Raw genomic sequence first — 17,311 nt, 5'->3', positions numbered from 1 at the left:
TAACCATTTCGTTGCAGATTACAATTTAAAATACGACATACGCGAAATGTTCATCTGGTTACTTTTATATGCCTGATTCAGCTCACAAAACAATGGCTGACACAGATATACTCACCGGATATGACAGGATCTATATGAGATTTAATTGGTAGTGATAAAAACTAAGTAGTTGCGGAGGCATCAAGGCATTTGTCATTAATGATATGTGTGTTTCCTATTCCCTTATTTTTGGCCAGGTAAAGTGCTCCATCAGCTTTTGCTAACGCTTGTTTTAATGTCAGCTCGGGTTCAATCATAATGGCGCCAATGGATAAGGTATAATCTTCAAATAGTGACGGCTCGGCAATAACACACTCATCAATATAATGATTTAGTCTAGAAGCAATAGCATCTAACGAATTTGCTTCGGTTGAACGAATTAAAACCAGAAATTCACCATCATGCCAACGACAGGCGGAATCATATTCTCGTACCGCCGTTTTAATACCTTTCGCCGCCGTATGAAGAATGTTGTCTTCTTGCTCAACACTCGTATCTTGACCTTGCTTTTCAACGTCCAACCACAATAAGCCAAAACAATAATCTTCTCTTTTTGCTCTGGCCAATTCATTTGACAACTCTCGCTCCATCCCTTTCTGGTTCAGTAGTCCAGTCGTGGGATCAAGCATCGCCATCTGATATAACGTTGAGGTTCTAACCGACACCAGTTGCTCAATTGAACCTCTGGCTTGTATCAGCTCTTTACCCACCTGTTCAATGTTGGTTTGCAAATGCCAAAGCTCACTGCAAGGGCCATGTTCATGGCATGGACTTATGCGTTGTAACTGCCGTTTAGCGGCTTCAATAGGTAACACAAACTTTTTAAGGCAAAGCATATAAATCAGCGACGCGAGTACCACAGTCAATGCCAGTGTAACGTATATGAGCACATCTATTGTCTTCGCAGGAACAATACCTTCTAGATTTACAAACGTGACTTCATACCAGCCAAGCGCATCGATATAGTGGATAGAAATCATGGATTTTCCATCCTCTCCTTCAATCATAATAGAGCTTGCTTCTTCACCCCTCTTTTGCTTTCCCATTAACGACTGCACCGCAAGGTAGCTTTTCGGGTCATCGAAGAAGTCCGTCATATTATGCTTTTCGGTAGGAATGCTTTGTATTACGCCAGATTTACTATGAAGCTGCACTTTAAAGCTTTGATCAATGAAAACTGTTGTAAGTTCAGGGTTTTGGTATTGTGTTAATGTCTCAACAAAAGGCTCGACATCTAACCCCGTCCCGACAATGCCTAAGAACTCCCCATCTTTGATAATAGATTGATAAACCCATAATTTAGTGATCCCTAGGTGACTATCTTCAGCCATATTGAGTGCCAATGGGCTTTCACTATTCTTATGATGATAATACCAATTATCTTGTGGTCGATTCTTTGAAAGGAAGTAACGAAAAAATGATTGTCCCCTTACGGAGGCAACACTATTGAAATGAAATGAAGCGTCGGCGTCCACAGCAATAAAAAAGTTTTTTGCTTCAAATCGCCAACGATATCGCTCTAGTGTCTGCTCAGCAACGAAGCGATAGATCTCATCATCATGCTTTTGTGTCCAGCTAATGATATTTGGATGCTGTGACAGCTCCTGAACTAAGTGAATCTCTTGCAGTATAGGGGATAGCGTACGATCGATATCGTAATGGGTAGCCACTTCGCCGTATTTCCATAAAAGCTCGTTAATAACGCCATCGAGTATGGTTCTGACAGTGAAAAACAATGTTCCGCTTATTGCGATACTTAGTAGCACAGAAAAAAATAATGTCTGGAGCTTTAAGGTCATATTTACCCACTTATCTCTATTAAATAAGCAAATAACACGATATGAATTCTAAACAAAGTATCAAAATGAGACATGTATTAATAACCCTCCCCCGAACAGAGTTTTGTTAACTGACTCGCGATACTGAATGATAAAAATGACAATTTTACAATTAGATAGCTAATTTGCGTTCACTGTACGTATCGGTTGCTTGATAACAAACGAGGAATGATGACATTGGCTAAACACATCCACAAAACGAAAACCGGCTTCTAGCCCTAATTGATAATCATGCTCGAGATCTTCTTGCTCACTCAATAGCGATGATGATTTAAGTGGAGATGAGGGTTTGATTTGCACAACAAAACAATCATCAGGTGGGTTTTCAAGAAATTCCTGTGTGAGAGAATATGTTTGATAATGGACCATCAGCATGTCCGCAAGTCCTGAGTCGAACTTATCTCCTAGCAAATGGCTTAGTCTGTATATATCATCCGCTCCGAATAGCCACCGACCGCCATTTAAAGACTCTAGATGTAACTGATCTTTCTTTTGTTCTTTAGAACGAATAATTTGTTGGGTAAAAAACTCATTCCAATCAGATTTCCATTCCGCCAATTTTGATTGAAACTGCTGGTGAATAAGCTGAAAAGACTCTTCAAACCATTCCACCTCTTTCGTTTCAACAGCAATGTTCTTATGCGAAGTTTCTAAATCTTCTCCTTCTGTACGGATCACAATGATACAACGGGCGTTTTTTCTCCACGCTTCTTGTACTGGAATGGAAGCAGAGACGCCCCCATCCACATACCAATTTCCAGCAAGTTCTACTTGCTTGTCATAGAGCCTTGGGATTGCGCATGTTGCGATCAGAACTTTATACCAATCCTCATTCAACATTGGTAAGTAATGGTCAGCAAGTGTTGTTGTATCAGTCACGGCAGCGAAAGCTCTTCTTTCTCCTAAGGCAAGCTGACCCATATCAATATCCAGCTGATATGGATAATGGCAAATCTTATCTAAAGCCCAATCTAGCCCTAGAAACTGCTTCCGCCGTATGTAACCAAATAAAGAGAAGAAATCTGGATCTGTGGTGAGTTCTTTAATGAACGCGCGCCCTATTCCTTGTTGTCGGCACAAGAATGCGCAGACATTCAACGCACCTGCGGATGTGCCATAAAACTCATGAAAAGGATCAAAATTTGATAATAGGAAGGCATCCAACACACCGGATGTAAAAATACCTCGCTGACCGCCACCTTGGGCCACCAAAGTATTTTTGCCTCCGGTGTATTTCGATAGTCGAGTAACATCGACTAATGTTGCAGCGTTAGAAATGATACCGCTGTTGGGCATCTGAATTACCGCACTAGTGCGTGATTGCCACTAGACCAAATGCAATCAACACAGTAAAGACAGTGACGGTAACAACAAGAGCGAATTTTAGATCATGTTCCATAGAGACCTCCTTACCTTTAACAAAGTAATAACATCACTGTGAAGCGTCTTCAATTATTGTTCTTTTTTTGTGCTTAATTATGGCGTTAACATCACAATAAGTGAGTGTTTTTAAAAGTTTTAATCGTTTACCTAATTTCAAAGGATATGAAAATGCAACGAACAACGTTAGCTGCGTTACTGATGACGTCTTTTGCTTTTACTCCTGTAGTACAAGCAGACATCTATTTAACGCCATGGGTGGGTTACACCGCAGGTGGTAGTGTTGAAAATCAAGATGGAGCAGAGTTTGATATCAAACCGTCTGAGAACTATGCGCTTTCGGTTGAAACCGACTTAGATAATGGTCGCGTCGGTATGTTTTATTCCGCACAAAGTAGTGACGTCGAAGAGGTTAATGCGAGCTCGACCATCCACTACTTGTTGTTCCAGAGCGCTATTTATTATCCGCTTGAAAACCAATTTTCTGGATATCTGGGTTTAGGTTTAGGGGGGTCTTATGTCGATGCAGATTGGGTTGATGACAAGTACGGCTTCTCTGCCAGTGTATATGGTGGCTTTGAATATGCGATTACTGACAATCTTGCCCTCAACTCACAGCTACGCTGGTTGGGGACCGCAGTTGACAACGATACCAGCGGTGTTTGCCATATCCCATCCTCTGAAGGACCGTGTGTCATTCGATTTAAAACAGAATGGATGAATCAAGTTTCCGCAAACATTGGGGTTACTTTTACCTTCTAATTGTTAATTAGTTGATAATTTTAACAATTCAGCAAAATACCAAGCCAGAGTGTATGTTTTTCAGTCATACACTCTATTTATTCACAATAGAATAAAAAACTAAAATACAGACTAAAGATAGAACTATTGCAAAATCAAATGTTCAACACCCTCCCAGCAATACCACCAGAATCCATTTCAAACAAACTTAATACCACCAGAACACCATAAGTTAACATTTATATTCTATTGCGTTAACTAACATTAGTGGTTAGTCTGTAAAACATGCGCAGCTGATTATTTCAGGTTTCGCAAACACACATCGAACAATAAAGAACAATATTCTAATTTTTCTTGATGCATACAAAACAATAAACCAAAAATTGGTTCAATCACGGAAGATAGAGCATTTATTCGAGCTCAACATCGACCATAACGTATATCAAGAAAGCTTCATTCCTCAGGGAGTTGTTATAGGAGTCTAAATATGAAGCGAGAACAATGGGGATCCCGTGCTGGATTTATTCTAGCAGCTGTAGGGTCAGCAATCGGCTTAGGAAACATTTGGCGTTTCCCTTATATGGCCTACGAGAATGGTGGCGGTGCCTTTTTTATTCCTTACCTTTTTGCCATGCTCACCGCAGGTATTCCTTTTATGATCCTCGAATTCAGTATGGGTCAAAAATATCGAGGGAGCGCACCTGCAACTCTTGGTCGAATCCATTCTAAATTTGAATGGCTAGGCTGGTTCCAAGTTGGTGTAGCCGCAGTGATTGCCGTTTACTATGTTGCGGTTATCGGCTGGGCTATTTCATACTTTGGGATGTCATTTACCCAAAGTTGGGGAACCGACACAAACGCATTTTTCTTTAGTGAATACCTTGGTTTAGGTGATAACTCACCAACCAATCTAGGTAGTATTCAGTGGAAGATCGCAGCTGCAATGCTCATAGCTTGGGCGATAACATATGTCGCCATCCATACGGGTGTTAAGGCTGGTATTGAGCGCGCATCAAAAATCATGATGCCAATCTTATTTGTTATGGTTCTATTGCTAATTGGACGCATGGTATTCCTGCCAGGTGCTCTTGATGGTGTGAACTATATGTTTGAGCCAGACTTTAGCAAGATATGGGATGTGAAAGTATGGGCCGCAGCCTATGGTCAGATTTTCTTCACGTTAAGTATTGGTTTCGCAATCATGCTTGCCTACTCGAGCTACTTGCCTGAGAAGTCAGATATTACCAACAATGCTTTCATGACCGTACTTATCAACTGTGGCTTCTCTATCCTTGCTGGTATTATGATCTTCTCAGTTCTTGGCTACATGGCACAAGAGCAAGGTAAACCGTTGACTGAAGTGGTTTCTGCTGGCGTTGGTTTAGCATTTGTAACCCTACCAGCCGCAATTAACTTGCTCCCTGCACCATTTATCCTTGGTCCACTGTTCTTCTTTGCACTTGTTGTTGCTGGCCTAAGTTCGCATATCTCTATTATGGAAGCGGTGACTTCAGCTCTAATGGATAAACTGAACTGGAGCCGTAAGAAAGCAGCAAATATCGTGGTAGGTGTCGGCTTAGTCGTATCAATGGCTTTTGCAACAAACGGTGGCTTACTGCTACTCGATCTTGTTGACCACTTTGCTAATAATGTCGGTATCATGCTAGGTGGCCTAATCGAGATCATTCTAATGGCATGGCTACTCAACAAAGTTCCTGAAGTCCGCAACTATGTAAACAGTACTTCTGATTTCTCTATCGGTGTTTGGTTTGACATCTGCTTGCGCTTTATCACGCCTGTCATGCTGGCGGTTATCCTAGCCACCAAACTGCAAACCTTATTCACTGAAGGCTACGGTGGCTACGATCTAACATTGGGTTGGGCTGTCATTGGAGCGCTTTTTGTTTACGCTATCATTATTAACGCGACTAACCGTGGGGAGGTTCGCTCATGACAACAGGTGCAATCATTATGATGGTTCTAGGCTTAGGCATTACTTGGGGCGGAGCTGCAATTTGCATCAAACGCGCCATGAATAAGCAGTAGTTAATCACCTTTCAACTGATAAAAAGCCGACATTATGAATGTCGGCTTTTTGTTACCTAAAATGTGTACTTAATACCTAACGCACCACCTATTTGTAACTCAGGCCCTTTATACAAGTTCAGCTCAGGCTGAACCTGCGCATAAGCATCCCACCCTTTACTAATTTGATAACTCAAGCCAAGTGGTACTCTCATTCCAAAATCATTTTTCCATTCAGCCCAACCACCAGCACCCACATACCAGCTCAAAGGTTGATGCTCCTCAAAATGGCCTCGGGCAATAATATAGTCAAATGCCACACCTTCATTACCTAGTATGAAGCGATATTGCTCATTTAATTCAGCCACCACACTCAACTGTTGGTCCACTGCCATGCCAACAGACAGACTCGTTGCTTCTTGTTCTGCAGCGACTGCAGTTCCACAAGCGACAATAAAAGCCATCGCTAAAACCTTTCTCATACACATTCCTCTATTGAGATGTTTATTTTCGAATAAAAAACACTGTTCTTTTTATACTTAACGCATAGGAAATGGATGTCAGACAAAAGTTAAGCCGGTGTTAAGGCTAGTTTCTAAAGATCAAAAAAAGGAGGCTAAATAGCCTCCTTTTTATTTACGTATGGGGATTAACCGTGATGGCGGATCCACTCGTCCATTTCTGTCTTAAGGTTATCAGACTTGGTACCAAAGATAGCCTGAACACCACCAGAAACAACAACAACACCCGCTGCACCAAGCTTTTTCAGCTTGTCTTGATCAACGATTTCAGTATCAGCAACAGATACGCGTAAGCGTGTGATACATGCATCTAGGTTAGTGATGTTCTCTTTACCACCAAATGCAGCAACAAGTTCAGCAGCTAGCTCAGAGCCCGTTGCAGTCGCTTCATCGTCTGACTCGTCTTCACGACCTGGAGTTTTAAGATCAAGCGCTTTAATTACTGCACGGAATACAACATAGTAAACACCTGCGTACGCAACACCAAGACCAATTAACAGAGGTATATTTTCTGCTCGAGGAGACTGAACAACAAAATCAATAAATCCGTTCGAGAATGTATGACCGTGGATAATACCAAGTGAATTTGTCAACACATAAGCTAAACCAGCTAGAATCGCATGAATTGCATATAGAACTGGAGCAATGAATAAGAATGAAAACTCGATTGGTTCAGTAATACCAGTCAAGAAAGAAGTTAACGCAGCTGACGCCATGATACCCATTACTTTTGCACGGTTCTCTGGTTTAGCTGAATGTGCAATAGCAAAAGCAGCAGCAGGAAGACCGAACATTTTAAATAGATAACCACCCGCTAATTGACCGAAACCATTACCTGCAGCACGTGATGCATCATCAGCAGTTAGGAAACATGTCATGATGCCATGAACTTCCTCGCCACTACCATTTACACAAGTACCAGCTTCGTAGAAAAATGGTACGTTCCAAATGTGGTGCAAACCAAAAGGAATCAAAGAACGTTCGATGATACCGTAGATACCAAATGCTGTAACAGGGTTTTGGTGTGCTGCCCAATCTGAGAATGAAGCGATTACAGATCCAATTGGTGGCCAAATGAATGACAATACAACACCAAGTGCGATAGAAACAAAACCAGTGATAATTGGCACTGCACGTTTACCAGCGAAGAAACCAAGGTATTCCGGCAATTGAATTTTGAAGAATCGGTTAAATGCCCATGCAGCAACACCACCAGCTAGGATACCACCTAGTACACCTGTATCGATCTTATCTACACCCATTACGTCAGCCATAACGCTTAACGTAGCGGTCATAATGCCGTAACCGACAATCGCAGATAGACCAGATACACCATCATTATTCGTGAAACCTAGTGCAACACCAACGGCAAACAGCAAAGCCATTTGACCGAAAACGGAACCACCCGCTTGTTCCATTAAATGTGAAACAACTTCTGGCAACCAAGAAAAGTTGGCGGCGCCAACACCCAACAAAATACCCGCAACTGGAAGAACTGATACTGGAAGCATCAGAGCCTTACCAACTTTTTGCAGGTTAGCAAAAAGGTTCTTAAACATGTTCATGCTCCTGAAAAATTATATGTGTTATTGGGTTCTAACGGCACACCCCCGTAGCCATAATGTTAGCACCCCAGAAAATGTAACTATTTGTAACAGTTTATTTTCTGCATCTAAATATATCTGGTGAGCCAATCTCCATGCTAGTGAGTTACGAAAATTAGTTTCAAATTTATAGATAGATCACAATAACGAGACAGTCATGAAATGCATTGCAAACAAGCTAACTATCTAATATTTATAAACTTATAAAGATATGAGATTAATTTTAATGGGTAAATAAAATAGGTACGGTTGTTATTTTATGTAACAAAATTACATCTTGGACTTTTTGAGCTCTCAAGTTCAACAATTTGGGTAAACACGATTAAGCAAACGTTCAAACGTGAGATTAGTTACAAAAAAAGGAGCCTTGGCTCCTTTTTTATACAATCTATGTTTTATTTCTCAAAAAAAGATCTTTGAAGTTTTCGGTTGTTTTATGCGCAACCTCATGAAGGGCTAACCCTTTTAATTGCGCAATGTATGCCGCGACCTCAACCACATAGGCGGGCTGATTTTGTTTACCACGATGTGGTACGGGAGCGAGGTAAGGAGAGTCAGTTTCAATAAGCAGCCGCTCTAAAGGAAGCTCTTTAACCACTTCTTTTAGCTCTGTCGCTTGTCTAAATGTCACAATGCCAGAGATTGAGATATAAAAGCCGAGTTCCATCGCTGCTTTGGCAAAAGGCAGGTCTTCAGTAAAGCAGTGGATAACACCACCACATTGATCAGCCTGCCCCTTCGTTAAGATATCTAACGTGTCCTTACGTGCATCCCTTGTGTGGATTATCAGTGGCTTATTCAAGTCCACAGCAAGCTCAACTTGTTGTGAAAACCGTAGCTTCTGTAGCTCTGCCGTTTCAGGCTGATAATGATAGTCAAGGCCTGTTTCCCCTATCGCCACCACTTTAGGATGACGCGCATACTCATGTAACTGGTCAAGCGCAAAATCACTTTCGACATCTAGTGGATGAACACCACAAGACGCATATATTTCCTCAAAAGGGCTGATCATTTCCATCATATTAGGAAAAGAGTCTAACGTTACCCCAACAGACAACAGTTGATTTACGTTAGCTGCCTTTGCTTTTGATACAACATCTTCTATCCCCGAATGAAGATTTTGGTAATCTAGTTTATCCAGATGACAGTGCGAATCTACAAACATACTTCCCCATTAAATTCGAATAGCCAGTTTAATATCAGCAGCTCTTTATTCAAGCCAGTATGATGAGCGAGTTGCTCTCGCAATCGACCTAAGCTTTTTGTGTGTTTATATAACGTATCGTAGCTCAATAAACTTGCTAACGTTTCACTACCGGGAGTAAAAAAAGGTTCCGTAATACTGAAACTTCTCTTCTGTGCATCTGAAAGCAAGAACCATAACCACAATAAGCTGTCTTCATGACTAGCTAGTAGCTTCGCAAGATTAACCCCGTCTTCAGTACCAGAAAGAAAAGATAAAAAAAATTGTTCGATTTTTTTATATTCAGCATCTAAACCTTTTTCCACAAACTCACGCGTACACAAAGGCGAATTACCATGAATATGTGCCGCATATTCTGGGATCGGCTTAGAAACATGACTAGTTAACCATGCCGTAAGGAGTTGTGGCTCTGGGTTAGCAATATGCCACTGCTGACAACGACTTTTTATGGTGGGAAGTAATTCGTTGACTTGCGTTGTGATCAGCAAGAAAAAGCAGTTTTCTGCTGGAGACTCTAAGGTTTTTAACAACGCATTAGCCGCTGATTCATTCATCGCTTCTGCAGGTTCAATAACAAACAAACGGAAGCCTGATAATTGAGAGGATTCTTGTGCGACCCTGTTATATTGACGAACTTGATCAACCGTAATCGACTTACCTGATTTTTCAGGTGCAATATAATGATAGTCAGGGTGACTATTTGATTGCATTAACTGGCAACTATGGCAAAACCCACACGCGTCTTGCTCATCATTCGAACACATCAATGCTTGAGCAAAACGACTAACCAAAGGCTCTGTGCCCATACCTTTTTCTGCACTCAGTAGTATTGCATTCGAAAAGCGGGACGCTGCGAGGTTAGTTTGCCATTGCCGCCAAACCTCTTCTAACCAAGGCGCTAGCGTGCTCATGCCTGACAATCCAGCCACTGGTTCAGTGTTGATGTAATATCAGTGGCTACTTGTTCGATTGATTGCTCCGCATTAACAATGACAACACTTTGATCTTGCGCAGCAAGCTCCAAATAACGCTCACGAGTCCTATCAAAGAAACTCATATCCATCTTCTCAATACGATCAAGCTCACCACGTCCACGAGCCCTTTCTAGGCCAACACGAGGATCGATATCAAGATAAATCGTCAAATCAGGTTTAAACTCACCCAATGTGGTTTGTTTCAGAACAGTCATCACATGACGATCAAGTTGTCTGCCACCACCTTGATAAGCTTGAGAAGACATATCATGGCGATCACCGACAACCCATACCCCTTTATTTAAGGCAGGCTTGATAACATTTTCAACCAACTGAACTCGAGCAGCATAAAGAAGAAGTAACTCTGTCATGTCTTGGAGTACTTCACCTTCGTGCTCTTGTTTAATCAAGGTTCGTAGTTGCTCTGCTAAATCTGTACCACCCGGCTCTCGAGTGTGCTGAATATCTTTAATGCCCGCTCGATTTAAACAATTCAATACTGCTTCAATTGCCGTGCTTTTCCCAGCACCTTCTAAACCTTCAATGACTATGAACTTCGCTTGCTTCATTTCTTACTTCTTAATTTTCTCAAGTACGCCCTAACGGCACGATTGTGTTCTGCCAATGTTTTGGAAAATACATGACCACCATCCCCACTCGCAACAAAATAGAGATAGTTACTATCTTCAGGATCTAATGCAGCAGCAATGGATGCTCGACCCGGCATTGCGATCGGCGTAGGTGGTAATCCAAATATCACATAAGTATTGTAGGGCGTTGGTGTACGTAAATCTCGTTTACGAATATTACCATCGTACTTATCTCCCATGCCATAAATGACCGTAGGATCCGTTTGAAGTCTCATTCGTTTATTCAATCGATTCACAAATACCGAGGCCACCCGTTGCCTTTCCGAAGCAATGGCCGTTTCTTTTTCAATAATGGAGGCCAGAATGAGTGCGTCATACTGATTATTTAATGGTAGATTTTTCTGTCTCTTTTCCCATTTCGAATCAAGCTCTTGAGCCAGCTGAGTGTTGGCTCGTTTCAGGATCTGAACATCTGACATACCATTGGTGTAATGATAAGTTTCAGCAAGAAACATTCCCTCAAGCTTATCTACATCCAGTCCAAGAAGGGCTGCGATTTCTTTCTCACTCAGCTTGTCAATTGTATGCTGCAGATAAGGCGCACTCGCCAGTGCATCTCGCCACTCTTTAAACGTTGAGCCTTCAACAAAGGTAAGAGAAAATTGATGTTCTTTTCCTTCACTAAATTGAATAAGAACATCTCTTAATGTGGTTGGCCCCTTTATTAAATAAGTACCGGCTTTGACACCAGTTAATTCAGGATAAAATCGACGGGAAAGAGGGGATAAATCATTAATTTCAATGAGCTGATCATTTGACAGTTGGACCAACAGTCGATTGAAACTTGTGCCCGGTTTAATCGTTACTATTTGTTCTCCAGCAAGATTTAATGGCTGATTAACAAATAAGTTCACTTGCTTAGTCACATAAAAATATCCGCTTACAAGTAGCAAAACAGCGGCAATAGTCAGTACAGTGATTTTTTTAATCACAGGATATGTTCTCCTGAATCATTTTTGTTATTTTTCCAATTGGGTAGCACTTCTGTTTAATGTTTTTAATCGGCACTACACCTAGAATTGAATTAGTGATAAACACTTCATCAGCATTCTCTATATCACTGAGAGAAAAATGCCCAATAAGCAACTCCCAGTGATTTGCTTGCGCGAACTCTAAGACCTGAGCTCGCATCACGCCTACTACACCAGAATTCGTTAAGTCTGGCGTAAATAACACGTCATTTTTAGTCCAAAAAAGGTTAGCCATCGTGGTTTCAATGACATGTTCATTGATGTCTAACACCACGCCATCGACATAACCTTGATTATCCATTTCTGCTTTTAATAAAACCTGTTCCAATCGGTTATTGTGTTTATGCCCTGCTAACATTGGATTTAATCCCAAACGCTGTTCACAAACACCTAAAATCATCCCTTGATGACGATAATCAGCGTAGAGTTCAGGGTAAGGGAAAGTGCTGATCGTGACGGTAGGATTAATGACGCCCTGGGGGCTGTATCCTCGCCCACCTTCACCACGGCTAATATGAATTTTGATTCCAGCTTTATCATCGCTCAGCGCTGCTTGGCGTACCCAACTTTCAATTTGTTGCCAATCAGGAAGTGGAATCGAAAGTTTCTCCAAGCATGCATTCATACGATTAACATGACATGGCCAAAGAGCAGGCTCACCTTTGCGAGTAAGCAGCGTCGTAAAGCATCCATCACCGTATTGAAAAGACCGATCTTTAACCATATGGTTTTCGGTCTTCATTCCATTTATCCAATACATATTTACTTCCAAACAAAACAAAACGGCTTAATGCCAAAGCATTAAGCCGTTTTACCACAATTCGGTTGATTTCTCTTTAAATCTTTTTGAATACAAGAGAACCGTTTGTACCACCGAAACCAAATGAGTTACAGATCGCGTATTCCATTTCTACTGCTTTTGCAGTGTGTGGAACAAGATCGATATCATCCAAACCTTCATCGCGGTTATCGAGGTTAATTGTTGGAGGTACAATCTGATCCACTAATGACATCACTGTAATGATAGCTTCCACAGAACCTGCCGCACCCAACAAATGGCCTGTCATTGACTTAGTTGAAGAGACTTTAACTTGTTTAGCTCCCTCTTCACCCAAGGCACGACGGACACCTTTTATTTCTGCAACATCACCTGCTGGTGTCGATGTGCCATGCGCATTTACATAGCCAACCTGAGTACCGGTAATACCTGCATCTCGCATCGCTGCTTCCATAGCAAGCGCACCACCAGACCCATCTTCACTTGGAGAGGTCATATGATAAGCATCACCAGACATACCGAAACCAACAACTTCAGCATAAATCTTAGCGCCACGAGCTTTTGCGTGTTCGTATTCTTCTAGAACCATGATTCCGGCACCGTCACCAAGAACGAAACCATCGCGGTCTTTATCCCAAGGACGAGAAGCTTTCTGAGGTTCATCGTTACGAGTAGAAAGTGCTTTCGCTGCACCAAAGCCAGCCATGCCTAGTGGAGTAGATGCTTTTTCTGCACCACCAGCAACCATAGCTTCCGCATCGCCGTATGCAATCATACGTGCTGCGTGACCAATATTATGAAGGCCAGTTGTACACGCCGTCGAGATCGCAATATTTGGACCACGTAGACCGCGCATAATAGATAAGTTACCCGCAACCATATTAACGATGGTTGATGGAACGAAGAATGGGCTAACCTTACGTGGGCCTTTGCCTACCAACGCAGTGTGGCCAGTTTCGATCAAGTCTAGACCGCCAATACCTGAGCCGATAGCAACGCCTACGCGAGCCGCATTTTCTTCATTGATTTGTAAGCCAGAGTCATCTAGGGCTTGGATACCCGCGGCGATACCGTACTGGATAAAAAGATCCATTTTACGAGCATCTTTTTTAGACATGTACTCAGTGCAATCGAAGTCTTTTACAAGGCCTGCAAAGCGAGTAGAAAAGTTTTCAGTATCAAAATGTTCGATATTAACGATACCACTTTGACCTTCTAGCAGGGCTTTCCAAGATGATTCTACAGTGTTGCCTACCGGTGACAACATACCCATGCCAGTGACAACAACACGACGCTTGGACACGATTTTATTCTCCGGGATTGAAGTGATTCTACGAGAGAGATAGAAGAGTTTAAAAACACAGGCGGCCAGAAGGCCGCCTAGGGGGAGATATTACTGAGCGCTGTTCACGTAGTCGATTGCAGCTTGAACAGTAGTGATCTTCTCAGCTTCTTCGTCTGGAATCTCAGTGTCGAATTCTTCTTCTAGAGCCATTACTAGTTCAACAGTGTCTAGAGAATCAGCACCTAGATCGTCAACGAAAGAAGCTTCGTTTTTAACTTCTGCTTCGTCTACACCTAGCTGTTCAACAATGATTTTCTTTACGCGTTCTTCGATGTTGCTCATTTTTTCTTTTCCTTTACAGATTTCGCCTAATGCGATGATTCCGTAGTTTATTCGAACTATTGAAAGTTGCAAGGGGGTCCTTGCTGGTCAAACCACAATTTTAGCGATTTTAACCGAAATTCAATACATTTTTGACTTATATCATGCACAACTGTTGTGCAGGTTTACATCTAATCTCACAAGTTAGAAGCCGTTTTATAAGACAGCAAACAGCTCATTTTGTTCAGATTAGACATTAAACCATGTACATACCACCATTTACGTGCAAAGTTTCACCAGTAATGTAAGCCGCTTCAGGTGAAGCAAGGAAAACTACTGCTGATGCAATTTCACGTGGATCACCTAGACGACCTGCAGGCACGTTCGACAACGTTGCTGCACGTTGGTCATCATTTAGCGCCTTAGTCATGTCAGTTTCGATGAAACCTGGAGCAACAGTGTTAACCGTTACGCCACGAGAAGCCACTTCACGAGCCATTGATTTAGTGAAACCAATTACGCCTGCTTTCGCAGCAGCGTAGTTTGTTTGACCCGCGTTACCCATAGTACCAACAACAGAACCTACGTTGATGATGCGACCAGCGCGTTTTTTCATCATGCCACGTAGAACCGCTTTAGACATGCGGTAAATTGGTGTTAGGTTCGTATTGATGATGTCATTCCACTCATCATCTTTCATACGCATCAATAGGTTATCGCGCGTGATACCTGCGTTGTTAACAAGAATATCGATTGCACCGAACTCATCATTGATGGTTTTTAGTGTTGCTTCGATAGACTCAATGTCAGTTACGTTAAGTGCTAGGCCTTTACCATTTTCACCTAAGTACTCGCTGATCGCCGCTGCGCCGCCTTCAGAAGTCGCAGTACCGATTACCGTTGCACCACGCTCAACAAGAAGTTCAGCAATCGCACGACCAATGCCACGGCTTGCGCCTGTCACTAGAGCGATCTTACCTTCTAGATTCATCATGTTGTGTTTTCCTTTTCTTATCGTGAACGAATTACTTAGCGGCTTCTAGCGACGCTACGTCGTTAACAGCTGTTGCACTTAGTGTTTTCACGATACGTTTAGTCAGACCTGTCAGTACTTTGCCAGGACCAAGCTCAAGAAGATTTTCTACGCCTTGCTCGCTCATTAGTTGCACGCTCTCAGTCCAACGAACTGGGCTGTGAAGTTGACGAACAAGTGCGTCTTTGATTTTTGCAGGATCCGTTTCTGCTGCCACATCAACGTTGTTGATAACAGGAAGTTGTGGTGCATTGAACTCGATAGACTCTAGCGCAACCGCTAGTTTCTCTGCTGCTGGTTTCATTAGAGCACAGTGTGAAGGCACTGAAACAGGAAGAGGAAGTGCACGTTTTGCACCCGCTTCTTTACATAGTGCGCCCGCACGCTCTACTGCGTCTTTGCTACCTGCGATAACAACTTGACCAGGCGAGTTGAAGTTTACTGGAGAAACTACGTCACCTTGCGCTGCTTCTTCACAAGCTTTTGCAATCGCTTCATCATCTAGACCGATGATCGCATACATTGCACCAGTACCTGCTGGTACTGCTTCTTGCATAAGTTGACCACGTAGCTCAACCAGTTTGATTGCTTCTTTAAAGTCAATCACGCCAGCACATACCAGTGCTGAATACTCACCTAGGCTGTGACCCGCTAGATTTGCTGGTTGCTCAAGACCAAGCTCTTGCCACACGCGCCAGATAGCAACCGATGAAGCTAACAATGCAGGCTGAGTACGGAAAGTTTGGTTGAGATCTTCTGCAGGTCCATTTTGAACAAGCGCCCATAGGTCGTAACCTAGTGCATCAGATGCTTCTGCAAATGTTTGTTTTACTACGTCATATTGTTCGCCTAGGTCAGCAAGCATACCAACAGCTTGAGAGCCTTGACCTGGAAATACGATAGCAAACTTGCTCATGTTATTTTCCTTTAAGCAAAGTAAAAAGAAATAAGATGCACCTTAGTGCATCTTAAATTTTGAATTTTTGTGAAATTTAAAACTTCACTAGGGCTGAGCCCCAAGTAAATCCGCCACCAAAGGCTTCAAGAAGTAGCGTTTGGCCACGCTTAATTCGACCATCACGAACCGCTTCATCCAACGCTGTAGGTACCGTTGCTGCAGACGTGTTGCCGTGTTTATCAAGAGTAATCACGACTTGGTCTAGTGACATCGAAAGTTTCTTCGCTGTCGCCGAAATAATGCGGTAGTTCGCTTGGTGCGGCACTAACCAATCTAGCTCAGACTTGTGCATATCGTTTGCAGCAAGTGTATCTTTCACTAGCTTAGATAACTGAGTTACTGCCACTTTGAATACTTCGTTACCCGCCATGTGCAGCCATTTGTCAGCATCTTTACCACGCTCTGGTACAGGAAGACTCAGTAATTCGCCAAATTGACCATCAGCATAGATGTGTGTTGATAAGATGCCCGGCTCTTCACTTTGACCAACAACCACTGCCCCCGCAGCATCACCGAACAAAATGATAGTAGAACGATCGGTAGGATCACACGTTTTTGATAATGCGTCAGCACCAATCACCAGTACGTTTTTACACATACCTGATTTAATGTGTTGGTCTGCTACCGATAGAGCGTAAATAAAGCCAGAACACGCAGCTGCCAAATCAAATGCAGGACAACCTTTGATGCCTAGCTTATCTTGAACCTGACATGCTGAAGATGGAAACGTGTGGCTACCACTCGTTGTCGCTACAATGATCAAATCAATATCATTTTTGTCAATGCCAGCCATTTCGATAGCATTCTTAGCAGCGTAATAGCCCATATCTGCAACAGATTCGTTTTCAGCAGAAATACGACGTTCTCTGATACCTGTTCGGGTTACGATCCACTCATCGCTTGTATCTACCATTTTCTCGAGATCTGCGTTTGTACGCACCTGAGATGGCAGGTAGCTGCCAGTACCTAAAATTTTGCTATACATGAAG

Annotated in this window: 18 protein-coding genes; 3 read left to right on the top strand and 15 right to left on the bottom strand. The window is 42.4% G+C overall.

Features of this window, described 5'->3' with window-relative positions:
* Positions 1 to 161 precede the first annotated feature (161 nt).
* The 3 genes from ACQEXS_RS00820 to ACQEXS_RS00810 form a co-directional block, all read right to left on the bottom strand.
* Positions 162 to 1,838, bottom strand: a complete 1,677-nt coding sequence (locus ACQEXS_RS00820) for a GGDEF domain-containing protein (RefSeq protein ID WP_427012494.1) — start codon at positions 1,836 to 1,838, stop codon at positions 162 to 164.
* A gap of 159 nt (positions 1,839 to 1,997) precedes the next feature.
* On the bottom strand, positions 1,998 to 3,173 hold the full coding sequence (locus ACQEXS_RS00815) for a patatin-like phospholipase family protein (RefSeq protein WP_427012493.1): 1,176 nt from the start codon (positions 3,171 to 3,173) through the stop codon (positions 1,998 to 2,000).
* 13 nt (positions 3,174 to 3,186) lie between these two features.
* The gene (locus ACQEXS_RS00810) at positions 3,187 to 3,276 is read right to left on the bottom strand and encodes a YnhF family membrane protein (protein ID WP_367988599.1); all 90 of its coding nucleotides are present in this window, start codon (positions 3,274 to 3,276) and stop codon (positions 3,187 to 3,189) included.
* Positions 3,277 to 3,428: 152 nt separating this feature from the next.
* On the opposite strand from ACQEXS_RS00810, the gene ACQEXS_RS00805 reads away from it, so the two are divergent.
* From ACQEXS_RS00805 to ACQEXS_RS00795, 3 genes are all read left to right on the top strand, one after another.
* On the top strand, positions 3,429 to 4,019 hold the full coding sequence (locus ACQEXS_RS00805; RefSeq protein WP_427012492.1) for an outer membrane beta-barrel protein: 591 nt from the start codon (positions 3,429 to 3,431) through the stop codon (positions 4,017 to 4,019).
* A gap of 466 nt (positions 4,020 to 4,485) precedes the next feature.
* Complete coding sequence (locus ACQEXS_RS00800) at positions 4,486 to 5,952, top strand: sodium-dependent transporter (RefSeq protein ID WP_427012491.1); 1,467 nt, start codon at positions 4,486 to 4,488, stop codon at positions 5,950 to 5,952.
* The gene (locus ACQEXS_RS00795) at positions 5,949 to 6,044 is read left to right on the top strand and encodes a MetS family NSS transporter small subunit (RefSeq protein ID WP_367988597.1); all 96 of its coding nucleotides are present in this window, start codon (positions 5,949 to 5,951) and stop codon (positions 6,042 to 6,044) included. The genes ACQEXS_RS00800 and ACQEXS_RS00795 overlap by 4 nt, the downstream gene beginning before the upstream one ends.
* A 56-nt stretch (positions 6,045 to 6,100) precedes the next feature.
* On the opposite strand, the gene ACQEXS_RS00790 is transcribed toward ACQEXS_RS00795, so the two are convergent.
* The 12 genes from ACQEXS_RS00790 to ACQEXS_RS00735 form a co-directional block, all read right to left on the bottom strand.
* Positions 6,101 to 6,505 carry a hypothetical protein gene (locus tag ACQEXS_RS00790; RefSeq protein WP_427012490.1) on the bottom strand — a complete coding sequence of 135 codons (405 nt, stop codon included), beginning with the start codon at positions 6,503 to 6,505 and terminating at the stop codon, positions 6,101 to 6,103.
* Between the two features lie 167 nt (positions 6,506 to 6,672).
* Entirely contained in the window at positions 6,673 to 8,103 is a 1,431-nt protein-coding gene (gene ptsG / locus ACQEXS_RS00785; protein WP_427010926.1) for a PTS glucose transporter subunit IIBC, read from the bottom strand.
* A 433-nt stretch (positions 8,104 to 8,536) separates the two neighbouring features.
* Complete coding sequence (locus ACQEXS_RS00780; protein WP_427010927.1) at positions 8,537 to 9,313, bottom strand: TatD family hydrolase; 777 nt, start codon at positions 9,311 to 9,313, stop codon at positions 8,537 to 8,539.
* Positions 9,304 to 10,263, bottom strand: coding sequence for a DNA polymerase III subunit delta' (holB, locus tag ACQEXS_RS00775; RefSeq protein ID WP_427012489.1), 960 nt, complete (start codon positions 10,261 to 10,263; stop codon positions 9,304 to 9,306). Before holB ends, ACQEXS_RS00780 begins: the two co-directional genes overlap by 10 nt.
* Entirely contained in the window at positions 10,260 to 10,895 is a 636-nt protein-coding gene (gene tmk / locus ACQEXS_RS00770; protein ID WP_367988592.1) for a dTMP kinase, read from the bottom strand. The genes holB and tmk overlap by 4 nt, the downstream gene beginning before the upstream one ends.
* A complete protein-coding gene (gene mltG, locus ACQEXS_RS00765) occupies positions 10,892 to 11,908 on the bottom strand; it encodes an endolytic transglycosylase MltG (protein ID WP_427012488.1) in 1,017 nt (338 codons plus the stop codon). Before mltG ends, tmk begins: the two co-directional genes overlap by 4 nt.
* Entirely contained in the window at positions 11,901 to 12,707 is an 807-nt protein-coding gene (pabC, locus tag ACQEXS_RS00760) for an aminodeoxychorismate lyase (RefSeq protein WP_427012487.1), read from the bottom strand. The genes mltG and pabC overlap by 8 nt, the downstream gene beginning before the upstream one ends.
* Positions 12,708 to 12,783: 76 nt before the next feature.
* Positions 12,784 to 14,028 carry a beta-ketoacyl-ACP synthase II gene (gene fabF, locus ACQEXS_RS00755; RefSeq protein ID WP_427010930.1) on the bottom strand — a complete coding sequence of 415 codons (1,245 nt, stop codon included), beginning with the start codon at positions 14,026 to 14,028 and terminating at the stop codon, positions 12,784 to 12,786.
* A 90-nt stretch (positions 14,029 to 14,118) separates the two neighbouring features.
* Entirely contained in the window at positions 14,119 to 14,352 is a 234-nt protein-coding gene (gene acpP, locus ACQEXS_RS00750; protein ID WP_004406112.1) for an acyl carrier protein, read from the bottom strand.
* 235 nt (positions 14,353 to 14,587) lie between these two features.
* Positions 14,588 to 15,322 carry a 3-oxoacyl-ACP reductase FabG gene (gene fabG, locus ACQEXS_RS00745; protein WP_427012814.1) on the bottom strand — a complete coding sequence of 245 codons (735 nt, stop codon included), beginning with the start codon at positions 15,320 to 15,322 and terminating at the stop codon, positions 14,588 to 14,590.
* A 34-nt stretch (positions 15,323 to 15,356) separates the two neighbouring features.
* Positions 15,357 to 16,280, bottom strand: coding sequence for an ACP S-malonyltransferase (gene fabD / locus ACQEXS_RS00740; protein WP_427010931.1), 924 nt, complete (start codon positions 16,278 to 16,280; stop codon positions 15,357 to 15,359).
* A gap of 76 nt (positions 16,281 to 16,356) precedes the next feature.
* Positions 16,357 to 17,307 carry a beta-ketoacyl-ACP synthase III gene (locus ACQEXS_RS00735; RefSeq protein ID WP_427010932.1) on the bottom strand — a complete coding sequence of 317 codons (951 nt, stop codon included), beginning with the start codon at positions 17,305 to 17,307 and terminating at the stop codon, positions 16,357 to 16,359.
* Between the last annotated feature and the right edge of the window lie 4 nt (positions 17,308 to 17,311).

This window comes from Vibrio sp. TRT 17S01 (assembly GCF_050113695.1).
Lineage (GTDB): Bacteria > Pseudomonadota > Gammaproteobacteria > Enterobacterales > Vibrionaceae > Vibrio.
Note: the sequence above shows the minus strand (reverse complement) of the source record. Positions and strands in the feature narration are given on the sequence as shown.

Coding starts and splice junctions, on each gene's coding strand:
- ACQEXS_RS00810 (WP_367988599.1), bottom strand. CDS start 3,276: ATGGAACATGATCTAAAATTCGCTCTTGTTGTTACCGTCACTGTCTTT.
- pabC (WP_427012487.1), bottom strand. CDS start 12,707: ATGTATTGGATAAATGGAATGAAGACCGAAAACCATATGGTTAAAGAT.
- acpP (WP_004406112.1), bottom strand. CDS start 14,352: ATGAGCAACATCGAAGAACGCGTAAAGAAAATCATTGTTGAACAGCTA.
- fabD (WP_427010931.1), bottom strand. CDS start 16,280: ATGAGCAAGTTTGCTATCGTATTTCCAGGTCAAGGCTCTCAAGCTGTT.
- ACQEXS_RS00795 (WP_367988597.1), top strand. CDS start 5,949: ATGACAACAGGTGCAATCATTATGATGGTTCTAGGCTTAGGCATTACT.
- fabG (WP_427012814.1), bottom strand. CDS start 15,322: ATGAATCTAGAAGGTAAGATCGCTCTAGTGACAGGCGCAAGCCGTGGC.
- ACQEXS_RS00735 (WP_427010932.1), bottom strand. CDS start 17,307: ATGTATAGCAAAATTTTAGGTACTGGCAGCTACCTGCCATCTCAGGTG.
- ACQEXS_RS00780 (WP_427010927.1), bottom strand. CDS start 9,313: ATGTTTGTAGATTCGCACTGTCATCTGGATAAACTAGATTACCAAAAT.
- ACQEXS_RS00805 (WP_427012492.1), top strand. CDS start 3,429: ATGCAACGAACAACGTTAGCTGCGTTACTGATGACGTCTTTTGCTTTT.
- ptsG (WP_427010926.1), bottom strand. CDS start 8,103: ATGTTTAAGAACCTTTTTGCTAACCTGCAAAAAGTTGGTAAGGCTCTG.
- ACQEXS_RS00815 (WP_427012493.1), bottom strand. CDS start 3,173: ATGCCCAACAGCGGTATCATTTCTAACGCTGCAACATTAGTCGATGTT.
- tmk (WP_367988592.1), bottom strand. CDS start 10,895: ATGAAGCAAGCGAAGTTCATAGTCATTGAAGGTTTAGAAGGTGCTGGG.
- ACQEXS_RS00820 (WP_427012494.1), bottom strand. CDS start 1,838: ATGACCTTAAAGCTCCAGACATTATTTTTTTCTGTGCTACTAAGTATC.
- ACQEXS_RS00790 (WP_427012490.1), bottom strand. CDS start 6,505: ATGAGAAAGGTTTTAGCGATGGCTTTTATTGTCGCTTGTGGAACTGCA.
- ACQEXS_RS00800 (WP_427012491.1), top strand. CDS start 4,486: ATGAAGCGAGAACAATGGGGATCCCGTGCTGGATTTATTCTAGCAGCT.
- holB (WP_427012489.1), bottom strand. CDS start 10,263: ATGAGCACGCTAGCGCCTTGGTTAGAAGAGGTTTGGCGGCAATGGCAA.